This is a genomic window from Dickeya oryzae, from assembly GCF_009372235.1.
Taxonomy (GTDB): domain Bacteria; phylum Pseudomonadota; class Gammaproteobacteria; order Enterobacterales; family Enterobacteriaceae; genus Dickeya; species Dickeya oryzae.
On sequence record NZ_ML762920.1, the window covers coordinates 514,892 to 531,159 of the forward strand.

A 16,268-nucleotide genomic window follows, 5' to 3' on the forward strand; every position below is an offset into this window, starting at 1 on the left:
AATCCTCTGAGCATCAAATTATAACTTCCCTATTTCATCGCTTAAGGTGCCGGTTTTATTCAAAAAAATTTTATTTATTCCGATGCAGTCGCAGAATAAAAAAACCAACCCCGAAGGGTTGGTTTCTGAATTCATCACTGAGTGAACCGAGATTACTGCAGCAGTTTAAGAACAGTCTGCGGAACCTGGTTAGCCTGTGCCAGTACAGACGTACCAGCCTGCTGCAGAATCTGCGACCGGCTCATGTTGGATACTTCTGTCGCGTAGTCGGCATCCTGAATACGGCTGCGTGCGCTGCTCAGGTTGTTAATGGTGTTGCTCAGGTTGTCAATGGTAGACTGGAAACGGTTCAGCGTCGCACCGATGTTTGCTTTAGCGGTGTTAATTTTCTGCAGAGCTGTATCAACCGCCTGAATAACAGCCGTTGCGCTGGTTGCGCTGGAAACGTCGGTACTGGTAGCACCGATACCCAGACCGCCAGTAGTGGCGTTGATCAGTGCAGAGCTGCCAACGGAGATAGCATCGTTTGCAGTAGTGCCAGCACCAACCTGAATGTTAAAGCCAGTAGCAGTAACAGAACCGTCCAGCAGTGCTTTACCGTTGAAGTTCGCACTAGCAGCAACACGGTTGATTTCGTCGACACGACGGTTGATTTCAGTCTGGATGGATGTACGGTCAAGAGAACCGTTGGTATCGTTCGCTGCCTGTACGGCCAGCTCACGGATACGCTGCAGGTTGTCGTTGATGGTATTCAGGTTACCTTCAGCAGTCTGCACCAGAGACACACCGTCGTTGGCGTTTTTGGAAGCCTGGGTCAGACCACGGATCTGAGCAGTCATACCGTTGACGATACCAGAGCCTGCTGCGTTGTCCTTGGCACTGTTGATGGCCAGACCAGAGGACAGGCGTTCAATCGCGGTCTGCAGGGAGGATTGTGACTTAGTCAGATTAGACTGGGCCAACAGCGACATACTGTTAGTATTAATGACTGGCATAATTATATTCCTTTCATTGCTATTAATGATTATGGGCTGCCGCCCTCGGTATAATAACCGCACTAACTATATCGACCGCGGCAAAACAACCTTTAGTTTTTTTTTGAAATTCTCGCTTGTCCCTTAGTGAAGGGATGTGGGTAAGGCGAAAGACAGATTGACCAGTGGCAACGTTCACTCACTTGTAAGTCACCGTTGTTAACATCTCCAACTGGCCATACCTTACCCAACAAACAGCGATTACTGCAGCAGTTTCAGAACGGTCTGCGGCACCTGGTTAGCCTGCGCCAGTACAGACGTACCAGCCTGCTGCAGAATCTGCGACCGGCTCATGTTGGATACTTCTGTCGCGTAGTCGGCATCCTGAATACGACTGCGCGCACTACTCAGGTTGTTAATGGTATTGCTCAGGTTGTCAATGGTAGACTGGAAGCGGTTCAGCGTCGCACCGATGTTTGCTTTAGCGGTGTTAATCTGCTGTAGAGCAGAGTCAATAGCGCCAACAACTGCGGTGGCGCTGGTTGCGCTGGAAACGCTAAGAGAAGTCACGCCCAGACCGCCAGAAGTGGCGTTGATCAGTGCAGAGCTGCCAACGGAGATAGCATCGTTTGCAGTAGTGCCGGCACCAACCTGAATGTTAAAACCAGTGGCGGTAACAGTACCGTCCAGCAGTGCTTTACCGTTAAAGTTTGCGCTCTTAGCAACACGGTCGATTTCTTCAACACGACGGTCAATTTCAGTCTGGATGGATGTACGGTCAAGAGTGCCGTTGGTATCGTTCGCTGCCTGTACGGCCAGCTCACGGATACGCTGCAGGTTGTCGTTGATGGTATTCAGGTTACCTTCAGCAGTCTGCACCAGAGACACACCGTCGTTGGCGTTTTTGGAAGCCTGGGTCAGACCACGGATCTGAGCAGTCATACCGTTGACGATACCAGAGCCTGCTGCGTTGTCCTTGGCACTGTTGATGGCCAGACCAGAGGACAGACGTTCAATCGCGGTCTGCAGGGAGGATTGTGACTTAGTCAGATTAGACTGGGCCAACAGCGACATACTGTTAGTATTAATGACTGGCATAATTATATTCCTTTCATTGCTATTAATGATTATGGGCTGCCGCCCTCGGTGTCATCACCGTCGTTAAGTGTATCGGCCTGGATAGAACAACCTTTAGTTTTTTTGATATTTCCGCTTATACCTAAACAATCAGACTGGATGACCTCTTCATCGAAGTGGCATGACAGTAGATCATGGCACAAATCTGATCCGCCACAATCAGAAATTCCAGCTTCAGTATGGCTGAATGCTCTGGCACCAGCAGATTTCTGAACAAATCGAAGGAGCGACGTCTGCTTTGACTGGCCTTTTCATTCAATTTAAAAGGAATAGCAGCCTTTATTTATTTCATTTTCAAATAAATGTGAAGGTTTTCGCTTAAGTGCACCTTATCCGCCAATACCGTTTTCAGATACTCGCCTTTTAGGATAATCCCGGCCCAGTTAAGCAATATTTCCGTATACCGACTCTTGTGGGCTTGTCCGCCGCACAGACAAAAACTTAAAGGTAATCCACGCCATCTGTCATCAGATAGATTGTGGTACTAAAGCAGCAGCGAGAGCGCCTCTGCCCATGCCCATCGAGTCCGTCGGAAAACCGTAGAGAGCCAAATACAGAACTACTTTTCGTCGGAAAATCATGCCTCTGATTGTACAAAATAGTTACGCCCCACTGAAGTATAGGGTCTGCGACAGGCTTCGATTTTACACCGACGCACCTTCAGGGACATAACCCCATGTCAACGGGTTCAGGGGACATAACGCCGCCTTTTTCACCACATTCATAATACCGTGATAGAGTTATCAATGTATGCAGAGTATGCAGGCGTGATGGAAGTCAGGGTGCGTAGTGATTACGCTGAAATTTACATTACATCTGTAAACTTTTCGGATACAGTGCCGATAAGGTTGTCAGTTCACAATTTAAATGCAAGGGTATCTCTATGGCTACGACGGTTAGCAGTAACTCAAACATTATCTCTTCGATAGGTATGAACTTGGGGACTTCAGTTAGTGGTTCTGCGCTTGACCTGAGTTCTCTGCTTACTAAACTGCAAACCGTCGAAGCGCAGAAGTTAACCCCTTACCAAAATAAGAGCAACTCGCTAAGCGCACAGGCGAAGGCTTATAGTGCCGTTGAAGCATCGATGAAAAATCTGCAGAGCGCGACTACCGCACTGCAAAACATGAAGAGTATTACATCCACTGCGGTAACGAGCACCAACACGGCATTCAGTGCCAGCACAGATAGCACTGCTGTTGCAGGGACTTATAGCATTTTTGTTAATAACCTCGCCCAGGCACAGTCGCAAATCTCCGGGGCTTTTAGCAGTGCCTCAACCGCGTTGGTCTCCGGCGGTACTTCTGCCACCAGTAGTACTATTACGATTTCTCAGCCTGGTCAGGCGACCCCACTGAAAATCACGCTGACGGATGATAAAACATCATTGAATAATATCCGTGACGCTATTAACAATGCCGGTGGCAGCGTCAGCGCCAGTATCATTAATAACGGCACCAGTAACTACCTGATGCTGACAGCAAAAGACACCGGTACGCAATCTGCGATGACCATCTCTGTAAGCGGTAATTTGTCTAGCCCACTGGGTAGCTTTACTGAGCAGGTAGCAGCCAAAAATGCATCATTTACACTTAATGGTATGTCAGTCACTAGCCAGAGCAATACGGTGACTACTGCTATCACTGGCGTAACGCTGAATCTTAAAGCGGCATCAGCGACAGGCTCCTCTGCGGAAAATCTGTCTATATCCTCAGATGTTACTGGTACACAACAAGCGATCCAAAATTGGGTCACTGCTTATAACAGCGTACTGGACACAATCAAGACTCAGACTAATTACACACCGCCTTCAGCAGCAGACAAGAATAGTGGCCAACAATCCACCACTAATGGTGCACTACTTGGTGATGGTACTATTCGTACTATCCAGCGGCAGTTACAGAATTTGATGACTAATATACAGAGTGGTAGTGGTGCTTTGCACACCATGGCAGATTTGGGAATTACTCAGGATCCAACCAACAGCGGTAAATTGCTTGTCGATAATACCAAGTTAACCAATACGTTGAAAGCCAGTGCGGGTAGCGTAAACACATTCTTCACAGGCAATGGCTCTACCACCGGATTCGCAACCCAGGCAGGCAATTACCTGAGCCAGACGCTGAATTCAACCAATGGGTTGCTCAAATCAGTCCAGGATGGCATTAAAACCAGCCAGGCAACAGTAGCGAAGCAAATTGCAAGTATTCAGGACAGCATTGATTCAACGATGAATCGTTATAAGACCCAGTTTACCCAGCTTAATACCTTGCTAGCTAAACTGTCGTCAACCAGTACTTACCTGACACAGCAATTTAATAAAACCAGCAACAGCTAATTAGCCTTGATGTATCTGGCGTGCTCCACTTCGTAGCATGCCAGATAACGATAAGTGTTATTTTTTATCATTATTAATCGGTTATTCAACGCATGGTCATGTATAGAAAGAGTGCCAGTCAGGCGTATGCTCAGGTGAGTGTGGAAAGTGCAGCGATGAGCGCCAGCCCCCATCAGTTGATCGTTATGTTATTTGACGGGACTAAAAGTGCACTTGTCCGGGCGAGAATTCTTATTGAGCAGAATGATGTCGTCGGCAAAGGGAATGCACTATCCAAAGCCATTGATATTATCACCAATGGCCTAAAGCTTGGATTAGATATGGAAAAAGGCGGTGAACTGGCAGAAAACCTTGCTGACCTGTACGACTACATGGTGCGTCGATTATTGCATGCCAATATTAATAATGATTTGCAGGCAATTATGGAAGTGGAAGCTCTCCTTGATAACATTGCGGATGCATGGAAACAAATTGGGCCAGGTTATCAACCAACGACGGAAATGCGCTAATGGAAAATCTCTCTCCATTACTAACTGAGTATCAGGGGTTACTCACACTCATCCGGAATATCAAAACCATGGCCCTCAATGGATTATGGGATGATGTTGTTGAACAGGAAATTGTTTATATTCAGTCAATAGAGAGAATCAGCCAGATTACAGTTCCTGCAAATATTCCTGGTACGGTACAGTTACAGTTTCGGCAATTGCTTCAGGATATACTGGATACGGAAGCACAAGTGAAGGAATTGTTACAAAACAGAATGCAAGAACTGGCAGTTTTGATCCAACAGTCTCAAAGCCAAAAATCGGTCAATAATACATACGCTGAGTTTTCCAACGATATTCTCCCTGGAAAACCCCAGTCATGACTCACGCACGCCCCACCTTCTCCACTTACGAGCCCTGAGCACTCAGAATGGGCTCACGATTATAGTGTTTATAATTGTACGCTTTTCTTAAAAATCAGGGTGAATATCCACTGGATATTCACCCTGATACAAAAGTGTAATATATAACGCAACCAGTTGCGATTATATCGTCATATTCATCACTTCCTGGTAGGCCGATACCAGCTTATTACGCACCTGAACACCCATTTGCAAAGCAATGGAAGCCTTCTGGTTATCAATCATCACGTCGTTCAGGGCAACCCCCGGTTTACCCAATGTAAACGCTTCGCCTTGTGCCTGAGCCTGCGTGCGTGTTTCGTTGATTTTCTCAATTGCAGCTTTTAGCTCACTGGCAAAACCAGACTGCGACGCCGCAGTGAAATCCGGTCCGCCGGCAGCTTTGGTTGCGGTAACCTGCATTTGCTGCAATACCGCATCAATACCCTGAATAGACATGCCTTATTCCTCAACTAAAGATTGAGAACATAATAAAAATCAATAAATTACAAACATACACATATCAGAAAAAACGCTGGTAGCGTAGTTTATTTCGCATACATCTTTTTACCGGTTTACTACACTACCATATCGTTCAGGTAGTAAATCGTATAAATGACATTAAAAATGCCAGCTTATCGACCCATCAATTTTCGCGTTACGGAAAATAATGGCATGCCGGTAAATGTCGTTGATGAGTTTTTATGATTGCGCAATCAGGGAGTTCTGTTTTGTTACGTTACAACGTTATCCATATCGTTCAGCAACCAGGCAGAGATAGAGTATGAACGCCTTAACATCCGGAGCCACTACCGGTGGGAAAAGCTTTGGCGAGATACTCAACCGTTTACGCGCCAATCCTAAAATCCCTTTGTTGATTGCGGCAGCAGCAACGATTGCTATTGTCGTCGCCCTGTCGTTGTGGGCTCGTGGCCCAGATTATCGTGTGCTCTATACCAATCTGAACGAGCGCGATGGTGGCAGTATTATTTCCGAACTGGGCAAAATGAATATCCCCTACCGCTTTGCGGAAAACGGTGCAGCCATTCTGGTCCCGGCAGACAAAGTTTATGACACCCGATTGAAACTGGCGCAGCAAGGTTTGCCGAAAGGGGGTGCCGTCGGTTTCGAACTGCTCGATCAAGAAAAATTCGGTATCAGCCAGTTCAGCGAGCAAATTAACTACCAGCGCGCCCTTGAAGGTGAACTGGCAAGAACCATGGAAACGCTGGGGCCAATCCAAAGCGCCCGCGTTCACCTGGCCATTCCTAAACCCTCGCTGTTCGTACGTGAGCAGAAATCTCCCTCTGCGGCGGTTACCGTCACACTGCAACCAGGTCGTGCACTGGATGATAGCCAAATCAACGCGATTACCTATCTCGTTTCCAGCAGTGTAGCCGGACTCCCAGCCGACAAGGTGACCGTTGTTGATCAGACTGGCAAACTGCTGACGCAAAACGATGGTTCAGGGCGCGATCTGAACGCCGCACAGTTGAAATATGCCAACGAGGTAGAAAGTAATTACCAACGTCGCATTGAAGCCATCCTGACACCGGTTGTTGGTGCGGGTAATGTACATGCGCAGGTCACAGCTCAAATCGATTTCGCCAATCGTGAGCAGACTGATGAACAATATCAACCGAACCAGACGCCGAATCAGGCCGCAGTACGCTCCCAGCAAACTAGTCAGAGCGACCAGCGTGGTGGACCCAATGTAGGTGGTGTGCCTGGCGCGCTGTCTAATACCCCGACTCCTGCGCCGACAGCACCTATTTCAACGCCGCCAGCAAATAATGCTAATAACGCAAACAATACCAATAACGCAAACAATGCTAATGCTGCGGGAAACAATACCCAAACATCGGCAAGCAATTCGGCAAACCAGACATTCAATAGCCGTCGCGACCAGACGATCAACTATGAAGTTGACCGTACTATCCGGCATACCAAACAAAGCACAGGGAGCGTCCAGCGTTTATCTGTCGCTGTTGTGGTTAACTACACACAAGGCGAGGATGGTAAACCAGCCGCGCTCAGCGATGAGCAGCTCAAGAAAATTGAAGCATTAGTCCGTGAATCGATGGGCTTTTCCAGTGACCGTGGTGACTCTGTCAACGTAGTCAACACGCCGTTCACCGTCACAGATACCTCTGCAGGTGAGCTGCCCTTCTGGAAGAAACAGGCATTCTTCGATCTGCTGATTGAAGCAGGCCGCTGGTTGCTGGTACTGATTGTCGGCTGGATTATGTATCGCAAACTGGTGCGTCCGCAGTTGCAAAAACGAGCTCAGATACAACAAGCCGCTGAGGCTGCTGCGGCGCTGCGTGGTCAGGATTCAGATGTCTCCGTCACCATCAGTGCAATGGAAGAGGAAATACAGAAGAAATCCGAACAGCGGGCTCACGCTGAGATGCACAGCCAGCGTATTCGTGAGCTAGCCGAGAATGATCCTCGCGTTGTCGCACTGGTAATTCGCCATTGGATGAGTAACGAACTATGAGTCTGACAGGTACAGAAAAAAGCGCCGTCTTGTTAATGACCATCGGCGAAGATCGTGCAGCGGAAGTTTTTACGCACCTTTCGACGCGTGAAGTACAGCACCTTAGTACTGCGATGGCCAACATGAAGCAAGTCTCTCAATCCGAGTTGCTGGAAGTATTGCGCGAGTTTGATCTTGAAGCCGAGCAGTATGCCGCATTAGGTGTCAACGCCGGCGAATATCTGCGCTCTGTGCTGGTTAAAGCACTGGGTGAAGAACGCGCCTCTAGCCTGCTGGAAGACATTCTTGAAAGCAAAGAAACGTCTTCTGGTATGGAAACGCTCAACTTCATGGAACCGCAAAGCGCGGCCGACCTTATTCGCGACGAACACCCGCAGATTATCGCGACCATCCTGGTGCACCTCAAGCGTGCACAGGCAGCAGATATTCTGGCGCATTTCGATGAGCGTATGCGTAACGATGTCATGTTGCGTATCGCTACCTTTGGTGGGGTGCAGCCATCAGCATTGGCGGAATTGACCGAAGTGCTTAATGGGCTGTTGGATGGTCAAAACCTCAAACGCAGTAAGATGGGCGGTGTACGTACTGCAGCGGAAATCATCAACCTGATGAAAACGCAGCACGAAGAAGCCGTTATCGATGCGGTACGCGAATTCGACGGCGAACTGGCACAAAAAATTATCGACGAAATGTTCCTGTTCGAAAACCTCGTGGAAGTGGACGACCGCAGTATCCAGCGTCTGCTGCAGGAAGTGGAATCCGAGTCTTTGCTGATTGCCCTGAAAGGCGCCGATCAGCCATTGCGCGAGAAGTTCCTGCGCAACATGTCGCAGCGTGCGGCAGAAATTCTGCGCGACGATCTGGCAACCCGTGGCCCAGTACGTATGTCTCAGGTGGAAAACGAACAGAAAGCCATTCTGCTTATTGTGCGTCGTCTGGCTGACAGCGGAGAAATGATTATCGGTGGTGGTGATGACGCGTTTGTCTAATTCTTCCAGTGATCTTGACTGGCAACCGTGGAAGTTGGATGACCTTTCCGCTCCTGCCGCCCCCGCAGTGAAAGAGGCGGCAGTACCGGCTGCGCCCTCTTCCGCTTCAGCCCCGATGTCATCAGAAGAGGATAACGGCTTTTTTGCCATGTCTGATTTCCAGCAACCACAGGATGACCTGGCAACGTTACGCGAACAAGTGCTGCAACAGGCTCGGGAAACCGGGTTTGCTGAAGGCAAGCAGCAAGGATACGCCGCCGGTTATCAGGATGGACTCCAGGCAGGTACACAGCAGGGCTTGCAAAACGCTACCCAGCAGCAGCAGCCGGTTATTGCCCAGATGCAGCAAATGGTCAATGAATTCCAGCAAACATTGGATTCTCTTGACAGCGTCATCGTTTCACGGCTGATGCAACTGGCTTTAACCGCCGCCAGGCAGGTCATTGGACAGTCGCCGGTTTGTGACGGAACCGCATTAATGGGGCAAATACAGCAACTTATCCAGCAAGAGCCGATGTTTAGCGGTAAGCCGCAGTTGCGGGTGCACCCTTCAGATCTGGAAATGGTGGAGCAACACCTCGGCCCAACCCTCAGTCTGCATGGCTGGCGGTTATTGGCGGATAATCAGTTACACCCCGGTGGATGCAAAGTCAGCGCTGAAGAAGGTGATCTCGACGCGAGTATTGCCACACGCTGGCATGAACTTTGCCGACTGGCCGCACCGGGAGAACTTTGATGACAGTGCGTCTCTCCCGTTGGCTTTCTTCCATTGATGCATTTGAGAAACGCATCATCAATACGCCTTCAATACGCCGTTACGGACGGCTAACGCGGGCAACGGGATTGGTGCTTGAAGCAACTGGCCTTCATATGCCATTAGGCTCAACCTGTTTGATTGAACGGCAAACCGGCAATCAGGTTGACGAAGTTGAAAGTGAAGTCGTCGGATTTAATGGCCAGAAATTGTTCCTGATGCCACTTGAAGAAGTCGAGGGCATCATCCCAGGTGCTCGTGTCTACGAACGCGTTGGCCTGACCGGTAGCAGCCAGGGTAAACAATTGCCATTAGGCCCGGCATTGCTGGGACGAGTGCTGGATGGCAGCGCCAAACCACTGGATGGCCTACCGACGCCAGATACCGGCTATAGTGCTCCGTTGGTAACAGCACCGTTTAACCCTCTCCAGCGCACGCCCATCGAACATGTGCTGGACGTGGGTGTTCGGGCCATTAATGCCTTGCTGACCGTTGGTCGAGGTCAACGTATGGGGCTTTTCGCTGGCTCCGGCGTGGGTAAAAGTGTGCTACTCGGTATGATGGCGCGCTATACTCAAGCTGATGTTATTGTTGTTGGGCTGATCGGGGAGCGAGGACGCGAAGTCAAAGACTTCATTGAAAACATTCTCGGTACCGAAGGGCTCGCCCGCTCGGTGGTGATCGCAGCACCAGCAGACGTCTCTCCCCTGCTGCGTATGCAGGGTGCGGCTTATGCTACACGTATCGCAGAAGATTTCCGCGATCGTGGACATCATGTATTGTTAATTATGGATTCGCTGACGCGTTATGCGATGGCTCAGCGTGAAATCGCGCTGGCAATTGGCGAACCACCGGCAACTAAAGGTTATCCGCCTTCGGTTTTCGCAAAACTGCCTGCGCTGGTAGAACGTGCGGGTAACGGTATTTCAGGCGGCGGCTCGATCACTGCGTTTTATACAGTGTTGACCGAGGGCGACGATCAGCAAGATCCGATAGCTGATTCAGCCCGTGCAATTCTGGACGGCCACATTGTGTTGTCCCGCCAGTTGGCAGAATCCGGGCATTATCCGGCTATTGATATAGAGGCATCGATTAGTCGTGCTATGACGGCGTTAATCGATGAGAACCATTATTCTGCGGTGAGGCAGTTCAAACAGTCGTTATCCAGTTATCAGCGCAATCGTGACCTGATTAGCGTTGGTGCCTATGCCGCGGGTAGTGACCCGATGCTTGATCGGGCAATACAGCTGTATCCGCAAATGCAACATTTTTTGCAGCAGGGAATGTTTGAGCGCAGTTCGTTTGATGAAGCCTGTCAGGCACTCAATAACATTTTCCCGTATAATAGATAGGAGGGCGAATGAGTACTCAGTCCACCTTCATCATGCTCCGTGATTTGGCTCAAAAGGAAGTCGATGCGGCGACAACGCATCTGGGCCAGGTGCAAAAAGCCTATTCACAGTCTGAACAGCAATTGAATATGTTGTTAGACTACCATGATGATTATCGCCAACGGCTCAACGATTCGATGACCGAAGGTATGGCCAATACCGCCTGGCAGAACTATCAGCAATTTATTTTGACTCTGGAAAAAGCGATTGAGCAGCATCAGAATCAGTTATTAAATTGGTCTTCTCGTTTGGATCAGGCGATGAAAGCCTGGCAGCAAAAGCAACAACGATTAAATGCATTTAGTACGCTGCAACAACGCGAACAAACCAAAATGCTGGCACACGAAAATCGCCTGGAACAAAAGCGGATGGATGAGTTCGCCCAACGTGCATCAATGAGGAAAACATAATTATGAACTTGCCAGCAATGACAACCACTACAACGATTGACGCAAGCAGCACGACTCCCCCTCAGGGGAACTCTCTACTTGCGCTGCTGGGCAAGGATCAACTGCCAGAGAATTTTGTGCAATTACTATCGCAAAAACTCTCTGCAACGCAATCCGCCAAGAAAGCGGGCATCAGTGATCAGGAAGCGGCTGAATTCAAAGATGCTCTCGCAAAGAGTGGTATTGAGGCGAACAGTGATGAATTAAATGCCATCCTGACCGCCTTGGCCAAAGGAACGCTGACACTAAGTGATCTACAGTCGGGTAATTCCCTTGAGTCGCTCCTGGCAAAAGCGCAGAAAAAAGACAGCGTAAAAGACGAAAAAACAACGAATACCGATGCATTAGCGATGCAGGCGTTGTTTGCGATGATTCCGGCGCAGACTTCTGCTCAGGGGAAATTAGCCACTGACGGTACAGGCTCAGCGCAATCTGTATCTGATGCACTGGATGTACTGAAAAATGGTAAAGGTGACAACAGTGTTCTGAGCTCGTTAATCAGCTCAACGAAAAACACTGACACATCAGCACAAGGCAATTTTGCGCTGAACGCCTCTACAACAGCGACAAATAACGCCGGCTCAACACTGTCTGGCACCGGTGCATCCGTTGCTGCTGCCCAGAATGCCGGATTACGCGCCACTGACAATAGCTACGATCAATCCAAAGAGAATGCTTTGCTGGTATCGCGTAAAGAAGACCGTGCCAGCAACCCGATTGCCGATACAGGCGCACACTCGTCATTACAAGCACTATCTACATTGTTTGCCAGTAATGCGACGCCAACCCAACCGGCCGCACAGCATGTCACCAGCCAGATTAATGCGCCTTTGGGTACTCAACAGTGGAATGATGCACTGGGTCAGCAAGTTGTCATGTTTACCCGTAACGGGCAGCAGACAGCAGAACTGAAGTTGCATCCGGAAGAACTCGGTTCACTGCATATTACGTTGAAAATCGAAGATAATCAGGCTCAGATTCATCTGGTCTCTGGCAATAGTCAGGTGCGTTCCGCACTGGAATCCGCTCTCCCCCATCTGCGCAATGCGATGGCTGAGAATGGTATCAACCTGGGACAAAGCAGCGTAGGCTCAGATGCCAGTAGCTGGCAGCAGTCTCAGCAGCAGGTGGCAAGTAATGCCAACGGGAATGGCAGCGGCAACGCTTCGTCTTACCAACAGCAATTTGGTCAACCTGATCGTACCGGCGCTGAAGCGGAAACACTGACTGTACCAGCACAGTTACAATCAATGGTAACGGGGCTTAATGGCGTTGATATCTTTGCCTAATGAAAAAGTTAACGCTTTTTTTATTGTTTATTCATTGTATTGAAGCGGTGAATAGGCAGGATAATCATGATATCACGCATTTATCTCATGGCTAACATTGCCATGAGATACTGATAAATAACAGGATACATCATTGGCTACGTCTAATAAGAAAGCCCAGTCAGGTGGTAAAAAACGCTCCCTCTGGCTGATAATCTTGATTGTTATCGCCCTGGCAGCTACAGCAGGGGCGGGTGCTGGCTGGTGGTTCTTGAATCATAAAAAAACCGAGACGGCATCCAGCGAGCCGCCTCCGCCGCCGGCACCTGTATTCATGCCGTTGGATACATTCACCGTTAACTTGTTATCCCCAGATAACAACCCGGATCGGGTGTTGTACGTGGGCATTACCCTGCGACTGCCGGATGAAGCAACCCGTGCACGCCTGACGAACTATCTGCCGGAAATTCGCAGTCGTTTGATTATGCTGTTTTCCCGCCAGAGCTCATCTGTTCTGGCAACGGAACAAGGTAAACAAAAGCTGGTTGAAGATATCAAGCAGGTATTAAGCCCACCGCTGGTCCCTGGACAACCTAACCAGGTCGTCAGCGATGTCCTGTTCACTGCTTTTATTTTGCGGTAATCACTATGGGTGACAGCATTCTTTCACAAGCAGAGATCGATGCTCTGCTAAACGGTGACAGTGGTGATAGCAGCGCTGATGCCAGCAACGCCGCTTCCCAAAAAGATGGGGATGTTAAGCCCTATGATCCCAATACACAGCGACGCGTTATCCGTGAGCGTCTGCAAGCGCTGGAGATCATCAACGAGCGTTTCGCGCGCCAATTCCGTATGGGCTTGTTTAACCTGCTTCGTCGTAGCCCTGATATTACCGTTGGTGCCATCAAGATTCAGCCGTATCATGAGTTTGCACGTAACCTGCCGGTTCCAACCAACCTCAACCTGATACACCTGAAGCCCTTGCGTGGCACTGCGCTATTCGTATTTTCACCCAGTCTGGTTTTCATTGCCGTCGACAACCTGTTTGGTGGCGATGGTCGTTTTCCCACCAAGGTTGAAGGCCGAGAATTTACACATACCGAGCAGCGCGTAGTGCGTCGCATGCTGAAACTGGCCCTCGAATCCTACAGTGACGCCTGGAACGCGATTTACAAGCTGGATGTGGAGTATGTGCGTTCGGAAATGCAGGTAAAATTCACCAATATCACCACGTCGCCAAACGATATCGTGGTAACTACCCCTTTCCATCTGGAAATTGGTACGCTGACCGGTGAATTCAGCATCTGTATTCCATTCTCCATGATTGAACCTTTACGCGAATTGCTCGCCAACCCGCCGCTGGAAAACTCGCAGCAAGAAGACCAGCATTGGCGTGAAACATTGGCAAAACAGGTGCAGCACTCAGAGTTAGAGCTGGTTGCTAACTTTGTTGACATTCCGGTTCGACTGTCAAAGGTATTAAAACTCAAGCCCGGAGATATTTTGCCGATTGATAAACCTGAACGCCTGGTGGCACATGTGGATGGCGTGCCTGTATTGACATGCCAGTACGGTACGTTAGATGGTCAGTATGCCTTGCGTGTTGAACACTTGATTAACCCCATTTTAAATTCTCTGAATGACGAGGAACCGCTCAATGAGTGACATCAAGAAACCGTCCGAAGAAACGGATTCCGTGGACGATCTGTGGGCTGATGCATTTAATGAGCAGCAGTCGGCAGAAAAAGGCGCGTCGGGTAGTACTGATAATATCTTCAAAAACTTTGATGTGCAGGATACCCAAGGGTCAATGCAGGATATCGACCTGATTTTGGATATCCCGGTTAAATTGACCGTGGAGTTAGGGCGCACCAAAATGACGATCAAAGAGCTGCTGCGCTTGTCACAGGGCTCTGTCGTGGCACTAGACGGTTTGGCTGGTGAGCCACTGGATATCATGATTAACGGGTATCTGATTGCTCAGGGTGAAGTGGTTGTCGTTTCTGACAAGTATGGTGTGCGTATCACCGATATTATTACACCATCAGAACGTATGCGCAGGCTAGGCCGTTAATGGCTGGCACCACCGCACAACAGACTACATCGACCATTCAGCAGCCACCTGTGGCTGCTGAATCCGTTATTTCTGGCGGTGCGATCTTGTCGCAAGTGGGTACCGCCCTGTGCGGTGTGTTATTGCTGATTTTACTGGTTGCCTGGGCACTGCGAAAACTGGGATTCGCGCCGCAGTCTAAGAAAAGCAACGTCATGAAAATGGTGTCTACTTATCCAGTTGGACAGCGTGAGCGTATTGTGATCGTTGAAGTTGATGACACCTGGCTTGTATTGGGGGTTACAGCTCAACAAATAACCCACTTACACACCCTGCCCGCTCGTCCCATCAACGATGTACCGTCGGCAGAAAGTATTGCGCCAGCCGATTTTCTTCAGTTCCTTAAGAAAGCGACCAAGCGTCCGGAAAAAACCGAATGAGTACCCCCCTGCGTCCGATTTCACTTTCTCCCTGGTTCCGCCTGCTTCGTTACCCTGCGGCCTTCATGTTGTTGCTGATTGCGCCTCACGCACTTGCACAGTTGCCAAGTATTATCAGCCACCCACTACCTAATGGTGGGCAGAGCTGGTCCTTACCCGTTCAGACACTGATCTTCATCACTGCGCTGAGCTTTATTCCCGCCGTACTGCTGATGATGACCTGCTTTACGCGTATCATCATCGTGCTGAGCTTGCTGCGTAACGCATTAGGAACCCCTACGGCCCCCCCTAACCAGGTTTTGCTGGGTCTCAGTCTGTTTCTGACTTTTTTTGTTATGTCGCCCGTACTGAACCGTATTTACGATGAGGCCTATCGCCCGTTCAGTGAAGACAAAATCAGCATGGAAGTCGCTATCGATAAAGGCTCAAAACCGCTGCGTGAGTTTATGCTGCGGCAAACCCGGGAAGCAGATTTAGCGTTGTTTACCCGTTTGGCTCAGATTCCCTCGCTACAAGGCCCGGAAGCTGTACCGATGCGAGTATTAGTACCAGCTTATGTTACCAGCGAACTGAAAACCGCCTTTCAGATTGGTTTTACGATTTTCATTCCTTTTCTGCTGATTGACCTGGTTGTTGCCAGCGTATTAATGGCACTGGGTATGATGATGGTTCCTCCAGCGACGATTTCGTTGCCATTCAAACTGATGCTTTTTGTGTTGGTTGACGGATGGCAATTACTGCTGGGGTCGCTGGCCCAGAGTTTTTATACTTAGTTAGTGCGGATGCTGCTGTCCACCACATCAGAGGAATGCCTGTATGACTCCTGAATCCGTCATGGCTTTAGGCTATGAAGCAATGAAAATAGCGCTGATGCTGGCAGGCCCTCCTCTTATCGCCGCGCTGGTTAGCGGTTTGATTGTCAGCATGCTTCAGGCGGCTACACAAATCAACGAAATGACGTTGTCCTTCATCCCCAAGGTTCTCACGGTGTTTTTTACCCTAGTGGTCGCCGGGCCATGGATGCTCAGCGTCATTCTCGACTACATGCGTACAATGTTCAGCCAGTTCCCTAGCATGATAGGGTAG

General features: G+C 49.3%; 18 protein-coding genes. 15 read left to right on the forward strand and 3 right to left on the reverse strand.

The features are described from left to right. Nucleotides 1–152 precede the first annotated feature (152 nt). Nucleotides 153–995, reverse strand: a complete 843-nt coding sequence (locus tag FAZ14_RS02230) for a flagellin N-terminal helical domain-containing protein (protein ID WP_016940889.1) — start codon at nucleotides 993–995, stop codon at nucleotides 153–155. Between the two features lie 240 nt (nucleotides 996–1,235). After that, nucleotides 1,236–2,072 carry a flagellin N-terminal helical domain-containing protein gene (locus tag FAZ14_RS02235; RefSeq protein WP_038925737.1) on the reverse strand — a complete coding sequence of 279 codons (837 nt, stop codon included), beginning with the start codon at nucleotides 2,070–2,072 and terminating at the stop codon, nucleotides 1,236–1,238. Nucleotides 2,073–2,994: 922 nt separating this feature from the next. On the opposite strand from FAZ14_RS02235, the gene fliD reads away from it, so the two are divergent. From fliD to fliT, 3 genes are all read left to right on the forward strand, one after another. After that, nucleotides 2,995–4,449, forward strand: a complete 1,455-nt coding sequence (gene fliD, locus FAZ14_RS02240; RefSeq protein ID WP_050544588.1) for a flagellar filament capping protein FliD — start codon at nucleotides 2,995–2,997, stop codon at nucleotides 4,447–4,449. Nucleotides 4,450–4,547: 98 nt separating this feature from the next. Beyond that, a complete protein-coding gene (gene fliS / locus FAZ14_RS02245; RefSeq protein ID WP_016940892.1) occupies nucleotides 4,548–4,958 on the forward strand; it encodes a flagellar export chaperone FliS in 411 nt (136 codons plus the stop codon). Further along, nucleotides 4,958–5,320 carry a flagellar protein FliT gene (gene fliT, locus FAZ14_RS02250; protein WP_016940893.1) on the forward strand — a complete coding sequence of 121 codons (363 nt, stop codon included), beginning with the start codon at nucleotides 4,958–4,960 and terminating at the stop codon, nucleotides 5,318–5,320. The genes fliS and fliT overlap by 1 nt, the downstream gene beginning before the upstream one ends. 162 nt (nucleotides 5,321–5,482) lie before the next feature. Here the strand turns inward: fliT and fliE are convergent, their stop codons facing one another. Next, nucleotides 5,483–5,797, reverse strand: a complete 315-nt coding sequence (gene fliE / locus FAZ14_RS02255; protein ID WP_016940894.1) for a flagellar hook-basal body complex protein FliE — start codon at nucleotides 5,795–5,797, stop codon at nucleotides 5,483–5,485. A 325-nt stretch (nucleotides 5,798–6,122) separates the two neighbouring features. Here fliE and fliF point away from each other — a divergent pair, with 325 nt between their 5' ends. The 12 genes from fliF to fliQ all read left to right on the forward strand — a co-directional run bounded on the left by fliF (nucleotide 6,123) and on the right by fliQ (nucleotide 16,268). Continuing rightward, entirely contained in the window at nucleotides 6,123–7,838 is a 1,716-nt protein-coding gene (fliF, locus tag FAZ14_RS02260) for a flagellar basal-body MS-ring/collar protein FliF (protein WP_016940895.1), read from the forward strand. Next, nucleotides 7,835–8,827 (forward strand): flagellar motor switch protein FliG, encoded by a 993-nt coding sequence (fliG, locus tag FAZ14_RS02265; RefSeq protein ID WP_016940896.1) that lies wholly within the window; start codon nucleotides 7,835–7,837, stop codon nucleotides 8,825–8,827. The genes fliF and fliG overlap by 4 nt, the downstream gene beginning before the upstream one ends. Then, entirely contained in the window at nucleotides 8,802–9,563 is a 762-nt protein-coding gene (gene fliH / locus FAZ14_RS02270) for a flagellar assembly protein FliH (RefSeq protein WP_153507975.1), read from the forward strand. The genes fliG and fliH overlap by 26 nt, the downstream gene beginning before the upstream one ends. Next, nucleotides 9,563–10,933, forward strand: a complete 1,371-nt coding sequence (fliI, locus tag FAZ14_RS02275; protein ID WP_016940898.1) for a flagellar protein export ATPase FliI — start codon at nucleotides 9,563–9,565, stop codon at nucleotides 10,931–10,933. The genes fliH and fliI overlap by 1 nt, the downstream gene beginning before the upstream one ends. Nucleotides 10,934–10,941: 8 nt before the next feature. Continuing rightward, nucleotides 10,942–11,382 (forward strand): flagellar export protein FliJ, encoded by a 441-nt coding sequence (fliJ, locus tag FAZ14_RS02280; protein ID WP_016940899.1) that lies wholly within the window; start codon nucleotides 10,942–10,944, stop codon nucleotides 11,380–11,382. Between the two features lie 2 nt (nucleotides 11,383–11,384). Next, the gene (locus FAZ14_RS02285; protein ID WP_029456287.1) at nucleotides 11,385–12,710 is read left to right on the forward strand and encodes a flagellar hook-length control protein FliK; all 1,326 of its coding nucleotides are present in this window, start codon (nucleotides 11,385–11,387) and stop codon (nucleotides 12,708–12,710) included. Nucleotides 12,711–12,843: 133 nt separating this feature from the next. Next, on the forward strand, nucleotides 12,844–13,332 hold the full coding sequence (gene fliL / locus FAZ14_RS02290) for a flagellar basal body-associated protein FliL (RefSeq protein WP_012884229.1): 489 nt from the start codon (nucleotides 12,844–12,846) through the stop codon (nucleotides 13,330–13,332). Between the two features lie 5 nt (nucleotides 13,333–13,337). Then, nucleotides 13,338–14,354, forward strand: a complete 1,017-nt coding sequence (fliM, locus tag FAZ14_RS02295) for a flagellar motor switch protein FliM (RefSeq protein ID WP_016940901.1) — start codon at nucleotides 13,338–13,340, stop codon at nucleotides 14,352–14,354. After that, nucleotides 14,347–14,763, forward strand: coding sequence for a flagellar motor switch protein FliN (fliN, locus tag FAZ14_RS02300; RefSeq protein ID WP_016940902.1), 417 nt, complete (start codon nucleotides 14,347–14,349; stop codon nucleotides 14,761–14,763). The genes fliM and fliN overlap by 8 nt, the downstream gene beginning before the upstream one ends. Further along, entirely contained in the window at nucleotides 14,763–15,182 is a 420-nt protein-coding gene (gene fliO, locus FAZ14_RS02305) for a flagellar biosynthetic protein FliO (protein WP_016940903.1), read from the forward strand. Before fliN ends, fliO begins: the two co-directional genes overlap by 1 nt. A 65-nt stretch (nucleotides 15,183–15,247) precedes the next feature. Then, nucleotides 15,248–15,955, forward strand: coding sequence for a flagellar type III secretion system pore protein FliP (gene fliP, locus FAZ14_RS02310; RefSeq protein ID WP_192810572.1), 708 nt, complete (start codon nucleotides 15,248–15,250; stop codon nucleotides 15,953–15,955). A gap of 43 nt (nucleotides 15,956–15,998) precedes the next feature. Continuing rightward, the gene (fliQ, locus tag FAZ14_RS02315; protein ID WP_016940905.1) at nucleotides 15,999–16,268 is read left to right on the forward strand and encodes a flagellar biosynthesis protein FliQ; all 270 of its coding nucleotides are present in this window, start codon (nucleotides 15,999–16,001) and stop codon (nucleotides 16,266–16,268) included.